The 20,685-nt window shown below is 30.6% G+C and carries 16 protein-coding genes and 2 tRNA genes; 12 read left to right on the top strand and 6 right to left on the bottom strand.

The features are described from left to right. Positions 1 to 78 precede the first annotated feature (78 nt). Positions 79 to 996, bottom strand: coding sequence for a peptidylprolyl isomerase (locus Q0L44_RS08085; protein ID WP_296637375.1), 918 nt, complete (start codon positions 994 to 996; stop codon positions 79 to 81). A gap of 79 nt (positions 997 to 1,075) precedes the next feature. Between Q0L44_RS08085 and Q0L44_RS08090 the strand changes: the two genes are divergently transcribed. Both Q0L44_RS08090 and Q0L44_RS08095 read left to right on the top strand, forming a co-directional pair. Further along, positions 1,076 to 1,453 (top strand): S4 domain-containing protein, encoded by a 378-nt coding sequence (locus Q0L44_RS08090; protein ID WP_296637377.1) that lies wholly within the window; start codon positions 1,076 to 1,078, stop codon positions 1,451 to 1,453. Beyond that, on the top strand, positions 1,450 to 1,953 hold the full coding sequence (locus tag Q0L44_RS08095) for a phosphoribosyltransferase domain-containing protein (RefSeq protein ID WP_296637379.1): 504 nt from the start codon (positions 1,450 to 1,452) through the stop codon (positions 1,951 to 1,953). Before Q0L44_RS08090 ends, Q0L44_RS08095 begins: the two co-directional genes overlap by 4 nt. Here Q0L44_RS08095 and Q0L44_RS08100 read toward each other — a convergent pair. Beyond that, complete coding sequence (locus Q0L44_RS08100; protein WP_296637381.1) at positions 1,945 to 2,466, bottom strand: shikimate kinase; 522 nt, start codon at positions 2,464 to 2,466, stop codon at positions 1,945 to 1,947. The two genes, Q0L44_RS08095 and Q0L44_RS08100, sit on opposite strands and share 9 nt — an antisense overlap. Before the next feature lie 93 nt (positions 2,467 to 2,559). On the opposite strand from Q0L44_RS08100, the gene Q0L44_RS08105 reads away from it, so the two are divergent. The 3 genes from Q0L44_RS08105 to Q0L44_RS08115 all read left to right on the top strand — a co-directional run bounded on the left by Q0L44_RS08105 (position 2,560) and on the right by Q0L44_RS08115 (position 3,660). Then, positions 2,560 to 2,632: transfer RNA gene (locus Q0L44_RS08105), tRNA-Lys, on the top strand. A gap of 66 nt (positions 2,633 to 2,698) precedes the next feature. Beyond that, positions 2,699 to 2,782: transfer RNA gene (locus tag Q0L44_RS08110), tRNA-Leu, on the top strand. Between the two features lie 71 nt (positions 2,783 to 2,853). Further along, the gene (locus Q0L44_RS08115) at positions 2,854 to 3,660 is read left to right on the top strand and encodes a carboxypeptidase-like regulatory domain-containing protein (protein WP_296637383.1); all 807 of its coding nucleotides are present in this window, start codon (positions 2,854 to 2,856) and stop codon (positions 3,658 to 3,660) included. A gap of 243 nt (positions 3,661 to 3,903) precedes the next feature. Here Q0L44_RS08115 and guaB read toward each other — a convergent pair whose 3' ends face one another. Further along, positions 3,904 to 5,379: an IMP dehydrogenase gene (gene guaB, locus Q0L44_RS08120; RefSeq protein ID WP_296637384.1), complete on the bottom strand. Its 1,476-nt coding sequence runs from the start codon at positions 5,377 to 5,379 to the stop codon at positions 3,904 to 3,906. A 237-nt stretch (positions 5,380 to 5,616) separates the two neighbouring features. Here guaB and Q0L44_RS08125 point away from each other — a divergent pair, with 237 nt between their 5' ends. Then, entirely contained in the window at positions 5,617 to 7,848 is a 2,232-nt protein-coding gene (locus tag Q0L44_RS08125; protein ID WP_296637386.1) for a TonB-dependent receptor, read from the top strand. Positions 7,849 to 8,043: 195 nt separating this feature from the next. Then, positions 8,044 to 8,433: a Rid family detoxifying hydrolase gene (locus tag Q0L44_RS08130; RefSeq protein ID WP_296637387.1), complete on the top strand. Its 390-nt coding sequence runs from the start codon at positions 8,044 to 8,046 to the stop codon at positions 8,431 to 8,433. 78 nt (positions 8,434 to 8,511) lie between these two features. On the opposite strand, the gene gap is transcribed toward Q0L44_RS08130, so the two are convergent. The 3 genes from gap to Q0L44_RS08145 form a co-directional block, all read right to left on the bottom strand. Beyond that, positions 8,512 to 9,507, bottom strand: a complete 996-nt coding sequence (gap, locus tag Q0L44_RS08135; RefSeq protein WP_296637389.1) for a type I glyceraldehyde-3-phosphate dehydrogenase — start codon at positions 9,505 to 9,507, stop codon at positions 8,512 to 8,514. A gap of 18 nt (positions 9,508 to 9,525) precedes the next feature. Further along, positions 9,526 to 10,509, bottom strand: coding sequence for a 6-phosphofructokinase (gene pfkA, locus Q0L44_RS08140; protein ID WP_296637390.1), 984 nt, complete (start codon positions 10,507 to 10,509; stop codon positions 9,526 to 9,528). Positions 10,510 to 10,614: 105 nt separating this feature from the next. Beyond that, a complete protein-coding gene (locus Q0L44_RS08145; RefSeq protein WP_296637392.1) occupies positions 10,615 to 15,015 on the bottom strand; it encodes a translocation/assembly module TamB domain-containing protein in 4,401 nt (1,466 codons plus the stop codon). A gap of 208 nt (positions 15,016 to 15,223) precedes the next feature. Here Q0L44_RS08145 and tsaD point away from each other — a divergent pair, with 208 nt between their 5' ends. The 5 genes from tsaD to pdhA all read left to right on the top strand — a co-directional run bounded on the left by tsaD (position 15,224) and on the right by pdhA (position 20,682). Next, positions 15,224 to 16,249 (top strand): tRNA (adenosine(37)-N6)-threonylcarbamoyltransferase complex transferase subunit TsaD, encoded by a 1,026-nt coding sequence (gene tsaD / locus Q0L44_RS08150; protein ID WP_296637394.1) that lies wholly within the window; start codon positions 15,224 to 15,226, stop codon positions 16,247 to 16,249. A gap of 139 nt (positions 16,250 to 16,388) precedes the next feature. Further along, complete coding sequence (locus Q0L44_RS08155; RefSeq protein ID WP_296637396.1) at positions 16,389 to 18,107, top strand: LTA synthase family protein; 1,719 nt, start codon at positions 16,389 to 16,391, stop codon at positions 18,105 to 18,107. A 49-nt stretch (positions 18,108 to 18,156) separates the two neighbouring features. Beyond that, complete coding sequence (locus Q0L44_RS08160) at positions 18,157 to 18,825, top strand: M15 family metallopeptidase (protein ID WP_296637399.1); 669 nt, start codon at positions 18,157 to 18,159, stop codon at positions 18,823 to 18,825. A 68-nt stretch (positions 18,826 to 18,893) separates the two neighbouring features. Beyond that, positions 18,894 to 19,559 carry a hypothetical protein gene (locus Q0L44_RS08165; RefSeq protein WP_296637401.1) on the top strand — a complete coding sequence of 222 codons (666 nt, stop codon included), beginning with the start codon at positions 18,894 to 18,896 and terminating at the stop codon, positions 19,557 to 19,559. 133 nt (positions 19,560 to 19,692) lie between these two features. After that, positions 19,693 to 20,682 carry a pyruvate dehydrogenase (acetyl-transferring) E1 component subunit alpha gene (gene pdhA, locus Q0L44_RS08170; protein WP_296637403.1) on the top strand — a complete coding sequence of 330 codons (990 nt, stop codon included), beginning with the start codon at positions 19,693 to 19,695 and terminating at the stop codon, positions 20,680 to 20,682. The last annotated feature ends 3 nt before the right edge of the window (positions 20,683 to 20,685 follow it).

Below are 20,685 nucleotides of genomic sequence, written 5' to 3' on the forward strand. Positions count from 1 at the left end.
TAAGAATACAAAAAGCATAAAAAAGCTCTTTTAAAATAATTAAAAGAGCTTTTTTTATATCACAAATTAGGGTTTAATCTAATTAATATCTGGATTTAAATAATCTGGTACATCAGGATTATCTGGGTCACTAAAATCATTAGTTGGATCTCCATCTCCATTTGCATCTTCATCTTTAGTGAAAACACCATCACCATCATCATCTACATCAAAATAATCAGGAAAACCATCTTCGTCTGAGTCATCATTAACAACAATTCCATCGCCATCTATATCTTCTAAAATAGATGGAACTCCATCATTGTCATGATCTGTATCAGGTACTAAAGTTAGCAAATCGAAGTAAAACATTAAATTTGTATCTACTAAAGCACTAGATTGATTGTTTGGATTAGAAGAAGGGTAGGCTAAACCAGATGGAATAAAAAGCACTCCTTTACCCCCATTTAAATAAGTGATAGGACCATTAAACGGTTCACCACTTGGATCTTTTTTTAACTCACCTCCTTTTACTTGGGTAAACCCGTAAGACCAACCTTTAATAACGGATAGCAAAGTAAACCAAATTCCAGAAGTATTATTATCAAAACTATTTTCCGAGAAGCTAGTACCTCCCATTGTCCTACCATCGTACTTTACAAAAACTGAATCTACAACAGATGGAAAACCTTTATCAGGGTCTGAACCTGAATTTCCTTGTCTAGCAACATATACATATAATTTATAGTCTATTGTGTTTTCTGTAACTTCTAACGTTTTTAAACTAGACACATCGTTAAACATAGCTACTTTACCAGAAACTAAAGGTTTTACTGAATCTAAATCCCTATCATAATAGTGGTTTTGTAAAAACTTTACAATAGAATCATTATCAGATTCAGCTAATGCAATATGATTTACATCTGCAAAAGGATTTACTATAAAGCCATCATCTTCGCAAGCATATACCAAAACAGCTAAAACGATTATTATAATTATATTCTTAATTTTTGTCATTTATACCTTAAATTTGAACGCGCAATTTACCATTTTTATACCTTTGTAAAAAGACAAAACCTATATTTTAACTTTTTTTATGAGAATTGATAAATACTTATGGTGTATTAGACTTTTTAAGACAAGAAGTTTAGCTACTAATGCTTGTAAAAAAGGACAAGTAAAATTGGCAGATGCCAATGTTAAACCCTCTAAAGAGGTGTTTGGAAATGAGCTGATAAGAGTTCGAAAAAATCAAATTAATTATCAAATAAAAGTTTTAGATTTACCTGAAAGAAGAGTTGGTGCAAAATTGGTAGATTTATATCGAAAAGATGTAACTACAAAAGAAGAGTTTCAGAAAAATGAACTTTTAAAATATTCAAAAGACTATTACAGAAAAAAAGGTACAGGTAGACCAACTAAGAAAGACAGAAGAGATATAGAAGGATTTACAGATAATACTGAAGAATTATGACCACTGAGAGCAATATAATTTTAGATAACATTCAAATTAACCAAAAGATAAAGCGAATTGCTTATCAAATTTACGAGAACAACAGCAATGAAACCGAGGTTATTATAGCTGGTATTGCAGGTAACGGCTTTATTTTTGCTGAGAAGCTTGTAGCTACTTTACAAGAAATTTCTGCGCTTACCATTATCATTTGCGAAGTACATATCAATAAGAAGAAACCATTAGAAGCTATATCTACTACTCTTGATGTTGCTGATTATAAAAACAAATCTTTGGTGTTGGTAGACGATGTATTAAACTCTGGCACAACGCTTATTTATGGTGTAAAACACTTTTTAGACGTACCTTTAAAACGTTTTAAAACCGCGGTTTTAGTGAATAGAAATCATAAAAAATACCCAGTAAAGGCAGACTTTAAGGGTGTTTCACTTTCTACCTCTATTAAAGAACACATACAAGTAGATTTTTCAAACCAAGAAGCTAAAGCATATTTATTGTAACAACAACATCTCCTCAATTTCTTTGGCTACTTCTTTCTTCTTTTTCTGATCTATTTTAAAAGTCATTTCTGCCAATTCATAAAAAGCTCTTCTTTCAAATAGATGTTTTGCAACAAATTCAGGAATTTGTTTGTCAGACAAAGAGGCTATTAAAGGTCTTTTTGCCTTCTTTTTAATTAACCTTTCTACTAGAGTTGGTACATTACCTTGCAAGTAAATAGAGGTTGCTTTACTATTTTTTATGAGTTCCATATTGTTGGCATAACATGGTGTGCCTCCGCCTAATGAAAGTATCATTTTTTTTTTGTTTTTAAGAATTTCTTTAAGGTATAAATGCTCAATTTTCCTAAAATAAATTTCTCCTTTAGTGCTAAAAATATCTGCAATAGATTGATTTTCTTTGTCAATTATGAAATCATCTAAATCTATAAAACTGATATTTAAAGATTTAGCTATTCTTTTACCGATACTAGATTTTCCAGAAGCCATGTAACCTAATAAAACAATCTGCATATTTTTTTATTTTTTACAAATATCGATAAAATTTTAACCTTTTTCCCATTTCAAATTCAAAGATTGATAGTATATTTGCACCTGTTAATTTTAGACCTGGTAGCTCAGTTGGTAGAGCATCTCCCTTTTAAGGAGAGGGTCCTGGGTTCGAGCCCCAGCCCGGTCACAAAAAAAGTTAAGCATTTGCTTAACTTTTTTATTTTATAATAGTTATTTTTATAACAATATAAAAGCGCACGTGGCGAAATTGGTAGACGCGCAGCCTTGAGGGGGCTGTAAACGTAAGTTTGTGGAAGTTCGAATCTTCTCGTGCGCACTTCTAATTAAATGTAACTTCTTCACAAAATATTAACCTTTTTAAAAGGTTTAATACTTATTTTTGTTTCTATGCGAAAAATTATTTTTTTAGGGATGTTTTTGTTTGCCCTTAGTGCAATTGCACAGAACGATAGTATTCAAAAAACGATTCTTAAAGGACAAATTATTCATGCAGAAGATAACAGTATTCTAAGTGCAGCCCATGTTTTAAACCTAAATACAGTTCAAGGAACCATAACTAATGATAAAGGTTTTTTTGAATTACCTACTAGTGTTAATGATACTATTTTGGTTTCTTATTTAGGATTTTCATCTATAAAATTAAAAATAACAAACGACCTCTTAAAGGGAAATGAGTTAGAGATTGCACTCTACGAAAAGCCTCAAGAAATTAAAGAAGTTATTATAAAGTCTACAAAACTTATTGGTGTATTAGAAATAGACGTTAAACAAGTGCCTAAAGATCGCTTTACAAGAATACATATAAATGGTTTAAAGCAAACCTATGAAGTTGGTAAGCCTCAAAAAAGAGATTTTTCTTCACCTTTAGCTGCACTTTTTCAGCCTGTAGATTATTTATATAATTTATTTGGAAAAAAACCAAGGCAACTCAAAAAACTTCAGAAGTTAAAAAAAGAAGATGATTTAAGAAAAATGTTGGCTGGTAAATTTGACAGAGAGGTAATGATGGAGTATTTAGATATGGATAGACAAGAACTGAACGAATTACTTACTGATTGCAATTACTCGTCTTATTTTATAAAGAAAGCTTCCGACTTACAAATGATAGAGGCCGTTTTAGATTGTTACGAAAACTACAAAGCCTTAAAAAAAGGGAAAATTGAGCGCGAAAAGATTCCAAGCAAGAGAAATTAAAAAAAAGAGTCAAAGCCATTATGAGTGACCTTGACTCTAGTCTAACTAAAAAAACTAACTTATAACATCACATTTTTCTCTTAGTATACTTATTGAGAGAAATACTTTGTTACATATAAGACGTAGATTTTTTTGTTTTGTTACATTATAGTAACACTTTTTTTATTTTTTGTTTAAAAAAAACTTTTTCTACATTCTAAAAAGAATACAGAAAAGTTTTATCTAATTTTTTTAAGAAAATACTTACCTCCTACTATAATTTGGCGCTTCTTTTGTGATGGCCACATCATGAGGATGACTCTCATTAATTCCACTAGCTGTAATTCTTACAAACCTACCAGTTTCTTTAAGTGTTGCTATATCTTTAGAACCACAGTACCCCATACCTGCTCGTAAACCACCAATAAATTGATGAATGCTTTCGAACAATTCACCTTTATATGGAACTCTACCTACAATACCTTCTGGTACTAATTTTTTAATATCATCTTCTACATCTTGGAAATATCTGTCTTTAGAACCTTGTTTCATGGCTTCTACAGAACCCATACCTCTATAAGACTTGAACTTTCTTCCTTCGTAAATAATGGTTTCTCCTGGAGACTCTTTAGTACCTGCTAACAAAGATCCTAACATTACGCAATCTGCACCTGCTGCAATTGCCTTAGGTATATCACCTGTATAACGAATTCCACCATCTGCAATAACGGGAACTCCACTACCTTTTATGGCATTAGCTACTTCTAACACTGCCGAGAATTGAGGAAAACCTACCCCTGCTACAACTCTTGTTGTACAAATAGAACCAGGTCCAATACCAACTTTCACAGCATCTGCTCCAGCATCTACTAAGTATTTTGCAGCTTCTGCAGTGGCTATATTACCTACAACTACATCTAGCTCTGGAAATTTATCTTTAACAGCTTTTAAAACTTTAACTACACCTGCTGTATGTCCGTGAGCTGTGTCTATAATAACAGCATCTACACCTGCTTTAACTAAAGCTGATGCTCTTTCTACTGCATCTGCAGTAACGCCTAAAGCAGCAGCTACTCTTAATCTACCAAAAGAATCTTTATTTGCTATTGGCTTTTGGGTAACCTTAGTAATATCTCTAAACGTTATTAATCCTTTTAGCTTATAATCTGCATCAACTATTAAAAGTTTTTCTATTTTATAATTCTGAAGAATTTTTTCTGCATCTTTTAAAGAAGTACCTACATCTGCAGTCACTAAGTTTTCACTTGTCATTACTTCTACAATAGGTCTTTTATTTTTATGTTCAAAACGCAAATCTCTATTGGTTACAATACCTTTTAAGATACCTTCTTTGTCTACAATTGGAATACCACCAATGCTATGTTCTTTCATGCTTAGTTTCGCATCTAAAACAGTAGCATCCATTTGAAGCGTTACAGGATCTAGAATCATTCCGCTTTCTGCACGTTTTACTCTTCTAACTTCCTGTGCTTGTTGCTCTGTAGTCATGTTTTTATGTAAAACACCAATACCACCTTCTCTTGCAATGGCAATTGCTAAAGAAGATTCTGTTACAGTATCCATAGCTGCAGAAACTATAGGTACGTTAATAGTAATGTTTCTTGTAAATTTTGTTTGAATACTAACTTCTCTAGGAAGAACTTCTGAGAATGCTGGAACTAAAAGTACGTCATCATATGTAAGTCCTTCTCCTAAAATTTTGTTTTCGTGTGCGATCATGTTGCAATTAAGGTATAATTGCGAGCAAATTTACGATATATATTGATTTTAAACTAATTAATTTTAACTCATTATTGCTTTCTAATTGAATATCAGTCATTTTAAAAGGTATTTTATAAATCTACAATTAATATTAAAATTTATTTTAATTTATTCTAAATAAGCTTTGCGAAAACTATTATGAGGTTGTATATTTGCATCGAATTTAAAAAACTATTTATAGTTAATCTAAATAAAATGAAGAAGGTCGTAGCATTAATTGTATCACTTATTACGCTAACAATCAGCGCACAAGAAAATAAAGCAATAGCAAAAACTTTAGATTCTATTCAAAAATTAGATGAAATTATCATTTCTACTACTGCAATTTTTGGTAACAAATATGTTGCAAAAAACAGAACAGGGTCTGCGTATTATTTATCACCAAAAGAATTACAAAAATTTAGTTTTACAGATGTTAATAGAGCTTTAAGAACAGTACCTGGAGTTTCTATATATGAGGAAGATGGTTTTGGATTAAGACCTAATATTAGCTTAAGAGGTACATCTCCAGAAAGAAGTTCTAAAATAACTATTATGGAAGATGGTATTTTAATGGCACCTGCACCTTACAGTGCTTCTTCTGCCTATTATTTTCCAACCATAGCTAGAATGGAAGCTGTAGAAGTATTAAAAGGTAGTAGCCAAGTTCAATATGGCCCTTTTACTACTGGTGGAGCAATCAATATGATTTCTTCTCAAATACCTACTGAATTTGGTGGTAAAATTAGAGCAAGTTATGGTAGCTTTAATTCGCAACAATTACATGCTAAAGTTGGTGGTGGTAATGATACTTTTGGATATATGGTAGAATACCTAAACTATGGTTCTGATGGTTTTAAAACCTTACCAAGTGGAAAAGATACAGGCTTTAATAAGAATGATATTGTTGCTAAGTTTTCAGTAAACTTATTTCCAAAATCGAGCACTAAACAATCTTTGGAGTTTAAATTTCAATACTCAGATGAAGAAGGTAATGAAACGTATTTAGGTTTAACAGAAGAAGATTTTAATGCAAATCCGTTTGCTAGATATGCTTCTTCTAATGAAGATTTAATGACTACAGATCATACTCAGTATGCTGTAACACATAAAGTAGATTTTACCAATAATGTTAGATTAACCACTACTGCTTATCGCAATAACTTTTCTAGAAATTGGTATAAATTAAATGATGTTACTTTTAACGGAGACAAGCAATCTATTGCGAATGTGCTAGACAACCCAAACACGTTATCTGATCATTTTGCAATTGTAAATGGAAGTGTAAACTCAGGAGCAGATGGTATAGGCGTGAAAGCAAATAACAGAGCCTATTACTCACAAGGTATACAATCTAAGTTTGATTACCACTGGTATAAAGGAGATGCGTTTCATGATATTGAAGTAGGGGTTCGTTTTCATTATGATGAAGAAGATCGTTTTCAATGGGTAGATCAATATAGTATTTCTAATACAGGTGATTTAACTCTAACTACAGCTGGTGTTCCAGGTACAAATGCCAACAGAATTTCTAGTGCCAATGCTTTTGCCTCTTTTATTACCTATAGATTAAAATATAAAAACTGGACGTTTACACCAGGTTTACGTTACGAAAACATTTCTTTACAAAGAGAGGATTTTGGTAAGAGTGATGTAGACAGAACTGGTGTTAATTTAACTACAAGAGAAAATAATGTAGATGTATTGATTCCTGGAATTGGAACAAACTATAAGTTTAGCAACGACTTTTCTATCTTTGGAGGAATCCATAAAGGATTTTCGCCTCCAGGAAATCAAGATGGTCAAGAACCAGAAGAAAGTATTAACTATGAATTAGGAACACGTTTTAACTTCTTAGGTATTTCTGGTGAAGTGGTCGGTTTCTTTAATGATTATTCTAATTTATTAGGAAGCGATTTAGCTGCAACAGGTGGTACAGGCTCTTTAGATCAATTTAATGCTGGTGAGGTTAATGTAAATGGTTTAGAATTATTGGTAAACTATAATTTTGCAAAAGCAGATGCTGCTATTGCTTTGCCTTTATCTTTTGGATATACTTATACCAACACAGATTTTCAAAATAGTTTTGGTAGTTCTAACGATTTATGGGGTACAGTGGCTGTAGGAGATGAATTACCATACATACCAAAACACCAATTTAATGTAGGCTTTTCTTTAGAGCACTCTAAGTTTGAACTAAACTTTAATGGACGTTTCAATGGCGAATTTAGAACTTTAGCAGGTGCTGGAGCAATTGCTGATAATGAACGTGTAGACTCTAATTTTATTGTGGATGTTTCTGGTAAATATTATGTGACTAAAAATTTAAATGTAACTGCAAATATTATTAATCTATTAGATGAAACCTATGCAGTATCTAGAGTATCTGCTGGTTTAAGACCTGGGCATCCTTTTGGAGCTTACGCAGGTTTAGAATTTAGATTTTAATTTCATTATAAAATTATGGCTTCATCAAAGGCAGTTGCGTTTTTGCATACTTCTGAATTTCCTTTGGAAATTCCTCGCATGCAAAACCGCAACTTTTCTTATACAACAACGTAAGCTACCCTATATAAACGTTACTCTATTTTTTTAATTATCTTTAAAAAATCTCACGATTAAAAATTCTTAAATTATTAATAAATGAACCCAACTAAAAAAATTATTAGTACATCAGGAGCTCCTGCACCTATAGGACCATACAATCAAGCTATTTTAAGCGGAAATACATTGTATACTTCCGGACAAATTGCATTAGATACAATAACAGGAGAATTGGTTTTAAATTCTATAAAAGCAGAAACTACTAAGGTTATGGAAAATCTAAAAGCGGTATTAAATGCAGCAGAAATGACTTTTGAAAATGTAGTGAAAGTTTCAATTTTTATTACTGATATGAAGAATTTTAATGATATCAATGAAGTTTATGCTATGTATTTTAACGAAGAAACTGCACCAGCAAGAGAAACCGTAGAAGTTGCCAACCTACCGAAATACGTTAACGTGGAAATTAGCATGATTGCTGTGAAATAAATGATAGAGAAAATATTTTAAAAGAAAAAACCTGATAGTGTATCTCCTATCAGGTTTTTTACAGTATAATTTTAGTGATTATAACGAAGCTGAGTACTCTACTAAGTCAACTAATTTTGTTGAATAACCTATTTCATTATCATACCAAGATACCACTTTTACAAAATTATCGTTTAAAGCAATTCCTGCATTTGCATCAAAAACAGAAGTACGTGTTTCTCCAACAAAATCTTGAGAAACTACCAACTCTTCAGTATATCCTAAAACACCTTTCATTTCATTTTCTGAAGCAGATTTCATTGCTGCTTTTACTTCTTCGTAAGTAGCTCCTTTTTCTAACTTAACTGTTAAATCTACCACAGAAACATCCATTGTTGGCACTCTAAAGGCCATACCTGTTAACTTTCCGTTTAACTCAGGAATTACCTTACCTACAGCTTTTGCTGCACCTGTAGAAGAAGGTATAATGTTATGTATTGCTGCTCTACCACCTCTCCAATCTTTATTAGATGGACTATCTACAGTTTTTTGAGTTGCTGTTGCTGCATGTACTGTTGTCATTAACCCCTCTGAAATACCAAACTTATCATTTAATACTTTAGCAATTGGCGCTAAACAGTTTGTAGTACAAGATGCATTAGAAAAAATAGTATCTGTAGCTTTTAATTTAGTATGGTTTACCCCCATAACAAACATTGGTGCATCTCCTGAAGGTGCAGATATTGCAACTTTCTTAGCACCTCCTTGAATATGAAGATTGGCCTGATCTAAACTTTTAAAAATACCTGTACATTCTAATACATATTCTGCACCAACTTCATCCCACTTTAAATCTGCAGGGTTTCTTTCTGCTGTAATTCTTACCTCATTACCATTTACTATTAATTTACCATCTACTACTTCTACGGTTCCATCAAAAGCACCATGAACAGAGTCATATTTTAGCATATAAGCTAAATAATCTACTTCTAATAAATCATTAATAGCTACTACTTGTACATTTTCTCTTTTTACTGCAGATCTAAATGCTAATCTACCTATTCTTCCAAAACCGTTAATTCCTACTTTTATCATTTCTAACTTTTGTGTTTATTATGTAGACATTATGTCTGACACTCTTATTAATTCTTTATTTATTTTTGATTGTCCTTTTATTGCTTTATGTAATGGGGTTACTGTAATTTTATCATTCATAAGCCCGACCATTAAGCGAGATTCGTTTGCTAATAAGCTCTCTACTGCTTTTACTCCCATTCTACTAGCTAGAACCCTATCAAAGCAAGAAGGAGAACCTCCTCTTTGCATATGGCCTAAAACAGAAACACGAACTTCATATTCAGGTAAGTTTTCTTCTACATAATCTTTCAGTTCAAAAACGTTTTTACCAATTTTATCGCCTTCTGCAACAACTACAATACTAGAAGATTTTCCAGATTCTTTACTTCTTTTTAAAGATTCTAATAAACGCTCTAAACCAAGATCTTCTTCAGGTATTAATATTTCTTCAGCTCCTGCTCCTACTCCTGCATTTAAAGCAATATAACCAACATCTCTACCCATTACCTCCACAAAAAACAACCTATTGTGAGATGAAGCAGTATCTCTAATCTTATCGATTACATCAACTACTGTATTTAAAGTAGTATCATATCCTAAAGTATGACTTGTACCTGCTATATCATTATCTATTGTACCAGGTATTCCCATTACTGGAAAATTAAATTCTTTACTAAAAAGTAATGCTCCTGTAAAAGAACCATCACCTCCTATGACAACTAAGGCATCTATATTTGCATTTTTTAAAGCATTGTATGCTTTTTGCCTACCAGCTTTAGTTCTGAATTCTTGAGATCTGGCAGATTTTAAAAAAGTACCTCCTTTATTAATAATTCCTTTAACACTTCTTGCGTCTAATGAAATAAAATCTCCTTCGATCATCCCTTGATAACCTCTGTAAATACCTGCGCACTCTATTTTATAAAAAGCACAAGTTCTTACAACTGAACGAATTGCTGCGTTCATTCCTGGAGAATCACCTCCAGAAGTCATCACTCCTATTTTGTTTATTTTATTCATATACTACCGTAAAATTAATTCTTTTAAATGATTTACAATAAAAAAGTTACGAAAACGATTGAGGCTAAAAGACCTGTTTTTTGTTTAAAAACTAACGTGAATATGTTAGTTTCCTTCAAAATTAATTAAGGTGTTTTTCTTTGGCATAATTGTATCTTTTTTTGATACAAACTGCTTTCTTTTAAGCTTTTTTTTCTTTAGACCGATTTTAGTTAAAAAATCTGAAAGTGTATTAAAGTTTACTTGATAAGACAATCCAACTCCTTGAGTATATCCTTCTTCTTGTTGTGAATATTGAATTTCATTTTGACGATTAAATATAATACCTCTAAAATTTCCTTCTTCGTTAAGCAATACTTCTATTTTTACCTCTCCTACTACACTAGATTGTGACTGACCACCAACTGGAACACCTACTTTACCGTTAATAATTAAATTATCAAAAAGTTGTGTACTTACAGAAACATCTACTTGGTTGTCTATATTTAAACGTTCTATATTATTCCCAACATCTCCTTGCTGATAGTCTAAACCTAATTGAAATTTACTATCAGGACTATTTAAAATACTTGAAAAAGCAGTTGCTAAAGCACTAGAGGCTGTACCTGTAAGTGTGTTATTAACATCAAAACTTACTTTGTCTGGATTTCTGAAAGTACCTAAAGCCAAAAGAGATATAAATTGTGTAGTTTTCTCATTAATATTATTATCGTTCAACACAAATTCTAACTCGCTTGCAATGGTAGGATCTACATTTGTTAATTGAATGTCTAACTCTTGTTTGGAATTAAATAAACCTCCTGTAATTCTTGTTACTAAATCTATTTCTTCTTTTCGATTCGAGTTAAAGCTCTGTAATAAAACAGCAGGATTTGCTTTTGCCTTATAAATAGCAGTAAAATCTAAATCTGCTTCATATGGATTTCCATTCCAAGAAACAGTTCCTCCTTTTTGAATCACAAAGGGTTTGTTTATAATACCTCCATACTTAAAGTCATAAACTCCATTGTCTATAGTATAGTCTCCATACATGTCAAAACGACCTCTCGTATTGATTAAAATCTCTAAATTACCAGCCCCTCTCCCAGTAAGCTGACTTCCATTTTCTTCGTCTATAACAACCTGTGCTTCTGCATCTTTGGTGACATCTAAATTAATATTTAAAGAGAGTCCTTTTATAGCTTCTTCAGCTAATTTTTTTTGCCTTTCTTCTGTATCCATTTTATCTGTTTTAAAATGGATAAGTTGATAGTTATCTACAGTTTCTATATCTTTTAAAGGGACAACAAACTTAGTATTAGGCTGTGTTATAGCATTTACAGTAATATCTAATTGATCTGTTAATCCAGTAATACTTGCAGAACCATTAATAAAAGCAGTACCAAAATATAATGCATCTTCTGAATTTTCGGTATCTAAAACTACCAAATTATTGGTATCTATTTCTAGATCTAAAAACCATTTTTCAAAATTTTGATGGGTAATATTCCCTAACAATCGTCCTTCAGTTTTGTACTTGGAATCTAATAATTTGATATCTTCAAAAATAAATGATTGCTCAGAAAGTGTTATAGTAGAAACCCCATCAAAACCTAAATCTATATTTAAATAAGGGAATTTTAGACCTGCATCGTATAAACTTAGAGCACCTTCCATGTCTGGGTTTCTTAAAAAACCACGTAAATAAAAATCTCCAGAAACAATACCTCGTAAAGAAGAAATAACATCAGCGCCTAAAGGACTAAATGCTTTTAGGTCATAATCTTCTAGAAAAACTTGCAAATCTATTAATGGCCTATTATTCGAAAAATCTAGATTACCAGTAGCTGAAATACTTTTTACGCTCTCGTTTTTTATAGATAAGTCTACCTTAAACTTATCGTAAGAATTATCACCTACAACATTTAAAGCTAAATTTCCTTGCTTAAAATCATTAACTTCAAAATTGTCAATTACTAATGTAGCCTCTGGTTTGTAAATATTATTTTTTTGAATAAAATCTATATTACCAGTTACCTTTCCTTTTAATGCTAAACTATCTATTTCAGGTAAAAAACTTTGTAATTGCACTTTAGTAAGAGCTACCATAAATGATTTTTCAGTTGCTCCTTTTATACTTCCATTAAACGCTATTTCTTGAGCGTCTGAAACAAGCTTAAACTGACTAAAGTCATACTCATTGTTAACAACATTAAATACAATTTTATCTGTATTTAAGAGATCTGGATTAATGTTCCATACAGTATTTTTAAACTCAAAAGTAGATTTTTGAAATCCAACAACAGATTTTTTGCTTTTATTAATAGTATAGTAAAAATCTAAGTTAAAATTTTCTTTCCCTAAACCTCCTCCATTAAATTCAGATTTAAAAAACAGAGTATCATTTTGAGTTTTATTTAATAGGTTTAATTTAGAAACCTTATAATAAGGTGTATTTACTTCAGAGGCCGTTAGATGGGTGTTATACAATGGATTCTGATTATCTGTTCTAAGCAACACATCTTTTAACTGATTCCCATATAAAGTAATATTAGGTGAAGAGAAAACTAAGCGAAGCTGGTCTTTATTTGATTGCACTTTTCCCTTTATCTTGGTATTATTATCAACTATAATATCAGGAAAAAAAGCAGATACTATCTGGTTGTAAATAATAAATTTAAAATCTACATATTGATTTGGAGATACATTGTAAGGCTCAAAATTAGTATAAATACTTCCTAAAGCATTTTGCACTACATTAAATAATTCTGAAAATGTAAAATTACCTGAAATAGCTCCATCAATAATATCTTTAGAAGTAACTTCAATTGTTTTTACATTTTCTTTTAATTCAGAAGAAACAGCAAACTTTTTAAAACGAAACTCTTGTTTATCATTGGTGTAATACACATCCGAAAAATTGGCTTTACCAATAATATTATCTAATGTTGTTCCTTCCATATCTACAGAAATAACTCCTTTTAAAACGGCAATACTATCTCTAGTAAATAAGTTAGTTTCTTTTAAATTTAAATGAGAAATAGTTGAAGAAAAATCAAATTTATTGATGCTTTTAGATAAATCTGCCAACCCTTTCAAATCCATTTTAAAGTTTTTGTCATCTATAGAAAGGGTTCCATCAAATCGATTATTGGTATAACTACCGCTTGTAATAATGTCATTATAAACATAATTTTTAAACTCAAATTCAGAAATATCTCCGATAAATTGGGAAGTACTATTTGCTAAAGTTAAACCAGTACCATCGATATCTGCTTTTAATGAAACAACACCAAATAAAGAATCATTAATAAATTGCCCTATATTAAATTTGTTTAATTCAAATACTCCATTGTAAGTTGCTAAAGCACTATTAGTATAATTGGTAAAATTTAAATCTGTTTTTGCATCTCCAATCTCAGAAGACAAATTTAAGTCTGCCTCAATTGTTTTTGGAGTTATTGTTAAATTGCCATCAGTTTTAAATAAACCTAATTCTAAGAAATTTGCAGGCAACGTTCTCCCTAAAAGGTTTGGCAGCAAAGCACTTAACTCTTTATATGTTGATGAAAACTGATTTAATTTTCCTTTAAAAACAAAACTATCATCTGCTTTTATTGCATTTTTAAAAATTAAATCTCCATCAAGAATAAGTGTATTTGTATTAGATAGTTTAAAGTTATTTAACTTAAAATCATTTAATTTACCGCTAAAATTACCTTTAAATCTAAATTTATCATTACTGTATAACTCTTCATAAAAGAGTTTAAGATCTGATACCGCCAAATCGCTCTTAGCAAAATCAGCATTAATTTGTACTTTATTTACAAAATCAGATAAGTCTTCAATGTTATAGTTAAAAACTATATTGGCATTTAAATTAGAATTCTCAGTTTGCAATTTGGTATTCAAAAAGGTCATGTTTATTTTAGAATACGAAAAATCTGTAGTAAGATTAATTACGTTTAATTGAAACTTATCTTTAAAATATAATCCTCTAATTTTTGAAGAAAAATTAGCCCCATCTATTACCATTTTCTGTAAATTTCCTCCAGCTTCATGAACAGAATATAAAACAGAGTCTTTAACATTGGCATTAATAATTTTAAAATCTAGATTATCTACATAAACATTTTTTGAGCTTAATTTAAAAACACGGCTAGAATCTTTATTTTCACTGGTAGAAAAAGCATCTATAAAAACAGCCATATTATCCTTATCCTCCCCTTTATAAGTTTTCATATGATAGTATGCATCTTCTAAATAGATTGGTCCTAGAGAAAAATCATTGTTTAAAATACTTTTAGCATTTAAGACAGAAGTACTTAATTTATTTACAAAAATTAAGGTGTCTTTATGATGGTCTTTTATTTTAACGCCTCTAAACCTTACTGTTCCTAATAGTGAAAAATCTACTTTTTCTACAGTTAAATCTATACCAGCATCTTCATTAATTTTCTCCGTTAAATAACTCCCTAATTTTGTTTGTATGGAAGAAATAGAAAACAAAACACTAAGTAATACCAAAAAGATTATAAAGTATCCTAAAGATTTTAAAAGTTTTTTGCTTGTTGTTTTAATAATATTGATCTTTTGAAAATTCTGTTAATTATTATGTAAAATCTGCTTATTACAAAGAACGTGCAAATTTAACAAAGAATTAAATTTCTATTCTTAAAAATAATACATGCTTAAAATTATACTTAATTTTGCAATGGCTTAACTTAAAATTAAAATGAAGAAACCTGTTTACATATTAGCAATAGAATCTTCTTGTGACGATACCAGTGCCTCTGTCATATGCAAAACCAAGGTTTTGAGTAATGTTACTGCAAACCAAGAAGTACATGCTAAATATGGTGGTGTGGTCCCTGAATTAGCCTCTAGAGCACATCAACAAAATATAGTGCCTGTTGTACAACAAGCACTTGAACAAGCCAATATAACAAAAGAAAAACTATCTGCAATCGCTTTTACAAAAGGCCCTGGTTTAATGGGATCTCTATTAGTAGGAACCTCTTTTGCAAAATCTTTAGCCTTAGCTCTAGATATACCGCTTTTGGCTATTAATCATATGCAAGCACATATTCTAGCACATTTTATAGAAGATAGTGCTACCAAACAACCAAGTTTTCCATTCGTTTGCTTAACCATAAGTGGTGGCCATACACAAATTGTTAAAGTAAAAGATTATTTTAACATGGAGGTTTTAGGGGAAACTATAGATGATGCTGTTGGTGAAGCTTATGATAAATCTGCAAAAATACTAGGATTAACATACCCTGGTGGACCATTAATAGATAAATATGCACAATTAGGAAATCCAAAAGCATATTCGTTTACAAAACCAAAGGTTGGCGATTTAGAGTTTAGCTTTAGTGGTTTAAAAACTGGTATTCTCTATTTTATTCAAAAACAAGAACGCATAAATCCAAACTTTATCAAAGAAAATTTAAATGACATTTGTGCTTCAATTCAGTACACTATAGTTGAAATTTTAATGGATAAACTAAAGAACACAGTAAAGCAAACGGGTATAAAACAAATAGCAATTGCTGGGGGCGTATCTGCAAATTCAGAAATTAGAAAAAGATTAATTTTAGCCGAAAAACATTTTGGATGGACTACCTTTATTCCAAAATTTGAATACACTACAGACAATGCTGCTATGATTGGTATTAGTGGGTATTTTAAATACATGAATAAAAGTTTTTCAGATAGTTCTATTACAGCAAAAGCACGTTTAAAAGTAACTGATTAATTCTATGAAAACACTATTAAACAGAGCACTATTTAACTTAAAATACTTTCTTTTTTGGATTGTTTTTTTCTTTGTAGCAAGGGCTATATTTCTAATATATTATTTTGGCAAAACAGTAAAACTCGATAGTATCACTATTTTGAAAACATTTTTATATGGTGTTCAGCTAGATGCTTCTTTCACTGCATATCTAAGTATTTTACCTTTTTTCCTCATAATTTCATCAATTTTCATCAAAAAGAAAAGAGTTTTACAGGCTATTAAATTCTATACCTATTTTGCTATTATTAGTATCAGTTTGTTGTTATTTATAGATACTGGGTTGTATGCTGCATGGGGCATAAGGTTAGACGCTTCTTTACTAGACTATTTAAACACGCCTGAATTGATGGTTTCATCTGCATCTAAAAGTCAACTTCTTGTTGGAGGTTTTCTTTGGTTTCTTATGTCCATTCTATTTTGCTACATGTATAAAAAACTAAATATTACTTTTAAAAAAAATGTAGCTAAAGGACAGCTATATGAAATTATTGTATTTATTTTTCTAATAGGCTTAATTATTATTCCAATTAGAGGAGGCTTACAAACAATTCCTATAAACCAAAGTAATGTCTACTTTTCTAAAAATATGTTTGCTAACCATGCTAGTTTAAATCATGTTTGGAATTTTGGACACACAATAAGTCAGAAAGCAAATACTAGTAACCCATACAAAGCCTTTACAGATAAAGATGCTGAAAATTTTATATACAAAACCAAAAACGAACTTTTAGAGTCTAATTACGATAGTATATTAACAACCCAGAAGCCAAACGTAATTTTAATTATCTGGGAAAGTTTATCTGCAAAAGTAGTAGGTAGTTTAGGAGGAGAAAAAGAAGTTACACCTAATTTAAATAGACTCTCTGAAGAAGGTATTCTGTTTACTAATTTTTATGCTAATGGAGACCGAACAGATAAAGGCATCCCTGCTATTCTAAGTGGTTATTATCCACAACCAACCCGCAAAATAATTAAAGTTCCTAGCAAGGCAAGAAGCTTACCCATGTTACCAAAAGAAATAAATAAACTAGGGTATACAAGTTCCTTTTACTATGGAGGCGATTTAAATTTTGGTAATATGAACACCTACCTTCTAAATGCAGGTATTACCAATTTTGTTGATGGCAGTTATTTTGATAGCAAAGACTGGAACTCAAAATGGGGCGCACATGACGATGTTTTTATGAAAAAATTTGCTGAAGATTTAACTAAAAAACAACGTGAGCCTTTTTTTAAAATAGCATTAACACTTTCTAGCCATGAACCTTTTGAAATAAAAGGAAAATATATGTTTGGTAAAAATAATGCCGACAACCTTTACAGAAGTTCTCATTATTATACTGACAAGGTTATAGGTGATTTTATAGCTTTTGCAAAAAAACAAACTTGGTATAAAAATACTCTTATAGTAATAATGGCAGATCATGGTCACAGCTCTCCAAAACATGAAGGATTATATTTTGCACCCATAAAGTTTCAAATTCCGATGGTATGGCTGGGTGGTGCCGTGAATAAGAAAATAAAGAAAATAAATGAAATTTCTAGTCAAGTAGATTTCTCTTATACACTACTCGATTTATTACATGGAGATACAAGTAAGTTTATTTTTGGAAAAAATCTATTTAATAATTCTGAAAAACAATACGCTTATTACTCATATAATAAAGGTTTTGGTTTATTAAACAAAAATGGAGTTTATATATATGATTACATAAAAAATGAAGCCATTTATAATGAAGGAGTGTTTAAAAAATTAGACACATTAGGTAAAGCAATTACTCAAAACGCCTATAAAGATTATCTAAATAGAAAATAGTAGTTTTAATTTAGTTAGTATTTTGTTTTATTTCACTTATTTTTATAAAATGATACAAAAGCTCTACCTTATTTTTTTTATTTTTTCAATTCAGATCTTTTCTCAAAAATTACCTGAAGGCTTTGTGTATTTATCTAATATAGATGCTACCATACAAAAAGAATTACGTTACCTATCTACAAACAACTTTATAGGAAAACCTATTGATGGATACCTAGAAAATAAAGTTATTGTAACTAAAAAAACAGCTATTGCTTTAAAAAAAATACAAACAAAACTTTATAAAGAAGGTTTAAGTTTAAAGATATTTGATGCTTACAGACCTCAAAAAGCAGTAAACCATTTTGTTCGTTGGGCAAAAGTATTGGAAGATACTATAATGAAGAAAAAATATTACCCAAATGTGTTAAAGTCTCAACTTTTTCAAAAAGGATATATTGCTCATAAATCTGGCCATACTAGAGGAAGCACTATAGATCTAACGATTGTTAGCATAAAAGATGGAAAAGAATTAGATATGGGAAGTAACTACGATTATTTTGGTATACAGTCACATCCTTTTTTTAATGGATTAAGCAAACTACAACAAAAAAATAGAATGTTTTTACGAAAAGTAATGTTAGCAGAAAATTTTTCTCCCTATGATAATGAGTGGTGGCATTTTACGCTTAAAAAGGAACCATTTCCTAAGCGTTACTTTGACTTTAATATTGAATAACAATTTTAACAAATTCAAAACAGCAATCCATTAAATACAAGTATATCTTTGTTATAGAATTATAATTTATGAAATTTCAATTTTTTACTATTATTTTTTTTCTTTTTACCATTAGCAATTGTATTGCACAGTTAGATAACAACAAGGGTTCTTCTAAAAAAGGAAAAATAAAAGCGGTTGTCTTAAAAAATGCGAAAACAGCAAAAAAACCAAACTCTATTGAATTGAATGGAGTTAATGGTTTTCAAAAAGCATACAATGCAGAGAGAGAAAAGTTACAGAAACAGAGAAGAGAGAATAATTTAAATGATAAAGAAATTTTAACAAAAGCAAGACTAAATGAACAACGCTTTTTAAAATCATTTAAAAAAATAAACGGTCAGTATATAATACCAAAAATAGATCAAGATTTGGGGAGTTTTAGAACTGATGGTAAAAGTGTAAATATTATTTGTAGAGACTACCAATATCCTGATGGAGATAGGGTAACTATTTATGTCAATGATATACCAGTAATTTATAACATTACTTTAAGAGAAAACTATCAAAAATTTAATATTCCACTAGATATAGGTATTAATAAAATTGTTATAGAAGCTTTAAACCAAGGAACCTCTGGTCCAAACACAGCAGCTTTTAAAGTTTTTAATGATGCTGGCTCTTTAATTTCGTCTAACGAATGGAATCTAGCAACAGGAGCTAAAGCAACACTTCTAATTACAAAACCCAAGTAAAAAATAAAGAACGAAATCGTTTGCGCTTAAAAAAAAATAGTAGTGTTTTTTTATTGTTTGTAAATGCATTATTTTTGTATTTCGTGATACATAACTATTTTATTGTTTTAAAAACTAAACAACAATTCAACGAATGAAAAAAATTACCAAAGAAACGTATTTAGATTGGTATAAAAACATGCTTTTCTGGCGTAAATTTGAAGACAAATTAGCTTCTGTTTATATCCAACAAAAAGTAAGAGGATTTTTACACTTATACAATGGTCAGGAAGCAATTTTAGCAGGTGCTTTGCATGCAATGGATTTATCAAAAGATAAAATGATAACTGCATACAGAAACCACGTTCAGCCAATTGGTATGGGGGAAGATCCTAAAAAGGTAATGGCAGAATTATATGGAAAAGCTACAGGTACCTCAAAAGGTATGGGTGGTTCTATGCATATCTTTTCTAAAGAATTCGGTTTTTATGGAGGTCATGGTATTGTTGGAGGTCAAATCCCATTAGGTGCTGGTTTAGCTTTTGCAGACAAATATAAAGGAAGTGATGGCGTTACACTAACATGTTTTGGAGATGGTGCAGCAAGACAAGGATCTTTACACGAAGCTTTTAACCTGGCTATGCTATGGAAGTTACCTGTTATTTTTATTTGTGAAAACAATGGATATGCTATGGGTACGTCTGTAGAAAGAACAGCAAACCATACTGATATATGGAAGTTAGGTTTAGGATACGAAATGCCTTGTGGCCCTGTAGATGCAATGAACCCGATTAAAGTAGCTGAAGCAATAGACGAAGCACTACAAAGAGCACGAAGAGGAGACGGACCAACGTTCTTAGAAATGAAAACGTATAGATACAGAGGACACTCTATGTCTGACGCGCAACATTACAGAACAAAAGATGAGGTTGAGGAATACAAGAAAATAGATCCAATTACACAAGTTAAAGAGGTTATTTTTGAAAAAGGATATGCAAATGAAGACGAAATAACTGCTATTGACAAAGAAGTTAAAGCAATGGTGAAAGAATGTGAAAAATTCGCAGATGAATCTCCATATCCAGATGCAAAACAACTGTATGATGTGGTTTATGAACAAGAAGATTACCCTTTTATTAGTTAAGAT

This window comes from Polaribacter sp., from assembly GCF_024639685.1.
Taxonomy (GTDB): domain Bacteria; phylum Bacteroidota; class Bacteroidia; order Flavobacteriales; family Flavobacteriaceae; genus Polaribacter.

What these genes read in the sequence shown, in the direction of transcription:
- Q0L44_RS08090 (WP_296637377.1), top strand. Translation starts at nt 1,076, where the DNA reads ATGAGAATTGATAAATACTTATGGTGTATTAGACTTTTTAAGACAAGA.
- Q0L44_RS08095 (WP_296637379.1), top strand. Translation starts at nt 1,450, where the DNA reads ATGACCACTGAGAGCAATATAATTTTAGATAACATTCAAATTAACCAA.
- Q0L44_RS08115 (WP_296637383.1), top strand. Translation starts at nt 2,854, where the DNA reads ATGCGAAAAATTATTTTTTTAGGGATGTTTTTGTTTGCCCTTAGTGCA.
- Q0L44_RS08100 (WP_296637381.1), bottom strand. Translation starts at nt 2,466, where the DNA reads ATGCAGATTGTTTTATTAGGTTACATGGCTTCTGGAAAATCTAGTATC.
- guaB (WP_296637384.1), bottom strand. Translation starts at nt 5,379, where the DNA reads ATGATCGCACACGAAAACAAAATTTTAGGAGAAGGACTTACATATGAT.
- pdhA (WP_296637403.1), top strand. Translation starts at nt 19,693, where the DNA reads ATGAAAAAAATTACCAAAGAAACGTATTTAGATTGGTATAAAAACATG.
- Q0L44_RS08130 (WP_296637387.1), top strand. Translation starts at nt 8,044, where the DNA reads ATGAACCCAACTAAAAAAATTATTAGTACATCAGGAGCTCCTGCACCT.
- Q0L44_RS08165 (WP_296637401.1), top strand. Translation starts at nt 18,894, where the DNA reads ATGAAATTTCAATTTTTTACTATTATTTTTTTTCTTTTTACCATTAGC.
- Q0L44_RS08160 (WP_296637399.1), top strand. Translation starts at nt 18,157, where the DNA reads ATGATACAAAAGCTCTACCTTATTTTTTTTATTTTTTCAATTCAGATC.
- gap (WP_296637389.1), bottom strand. Translation starts at nt 9,507, where the DNA reads ATGATAAAAGTAGGAATTAACGGTTTTGGAAGAATAGGTAGATTAGCA.
- tsaD (WP_296637394.1), top strand. Translation starts at nt 15,224, where the DNA reads ATGAAGAAACCTGTTTACATATTAGCAATAGAATCTTCTTGTGACGAT.
- Q0L44_RS08125 (WP_296637386.1), top strand. Translation starts at nt 5,617, where the DNA reads ATGAAGAAGGTCGTAGCATTAATTGTATCACTTATTACGCTAACAATC.
- pfkA (WP_296637390.1), bottom strand. Translation starts at nt 10,509, where the DNA reads ATGAATAAAATAAACAAAATAGGAGTGATGACTTCTGGAGGTGATTCT.
- Q0L44_RS08085 (WP_296637375.1), bottom strand. Translation starts at nt 996, where the DNA reads ATGACAAAAATTAAGAATATAATTATAATAATCGTTTTAGCTGTTTTG.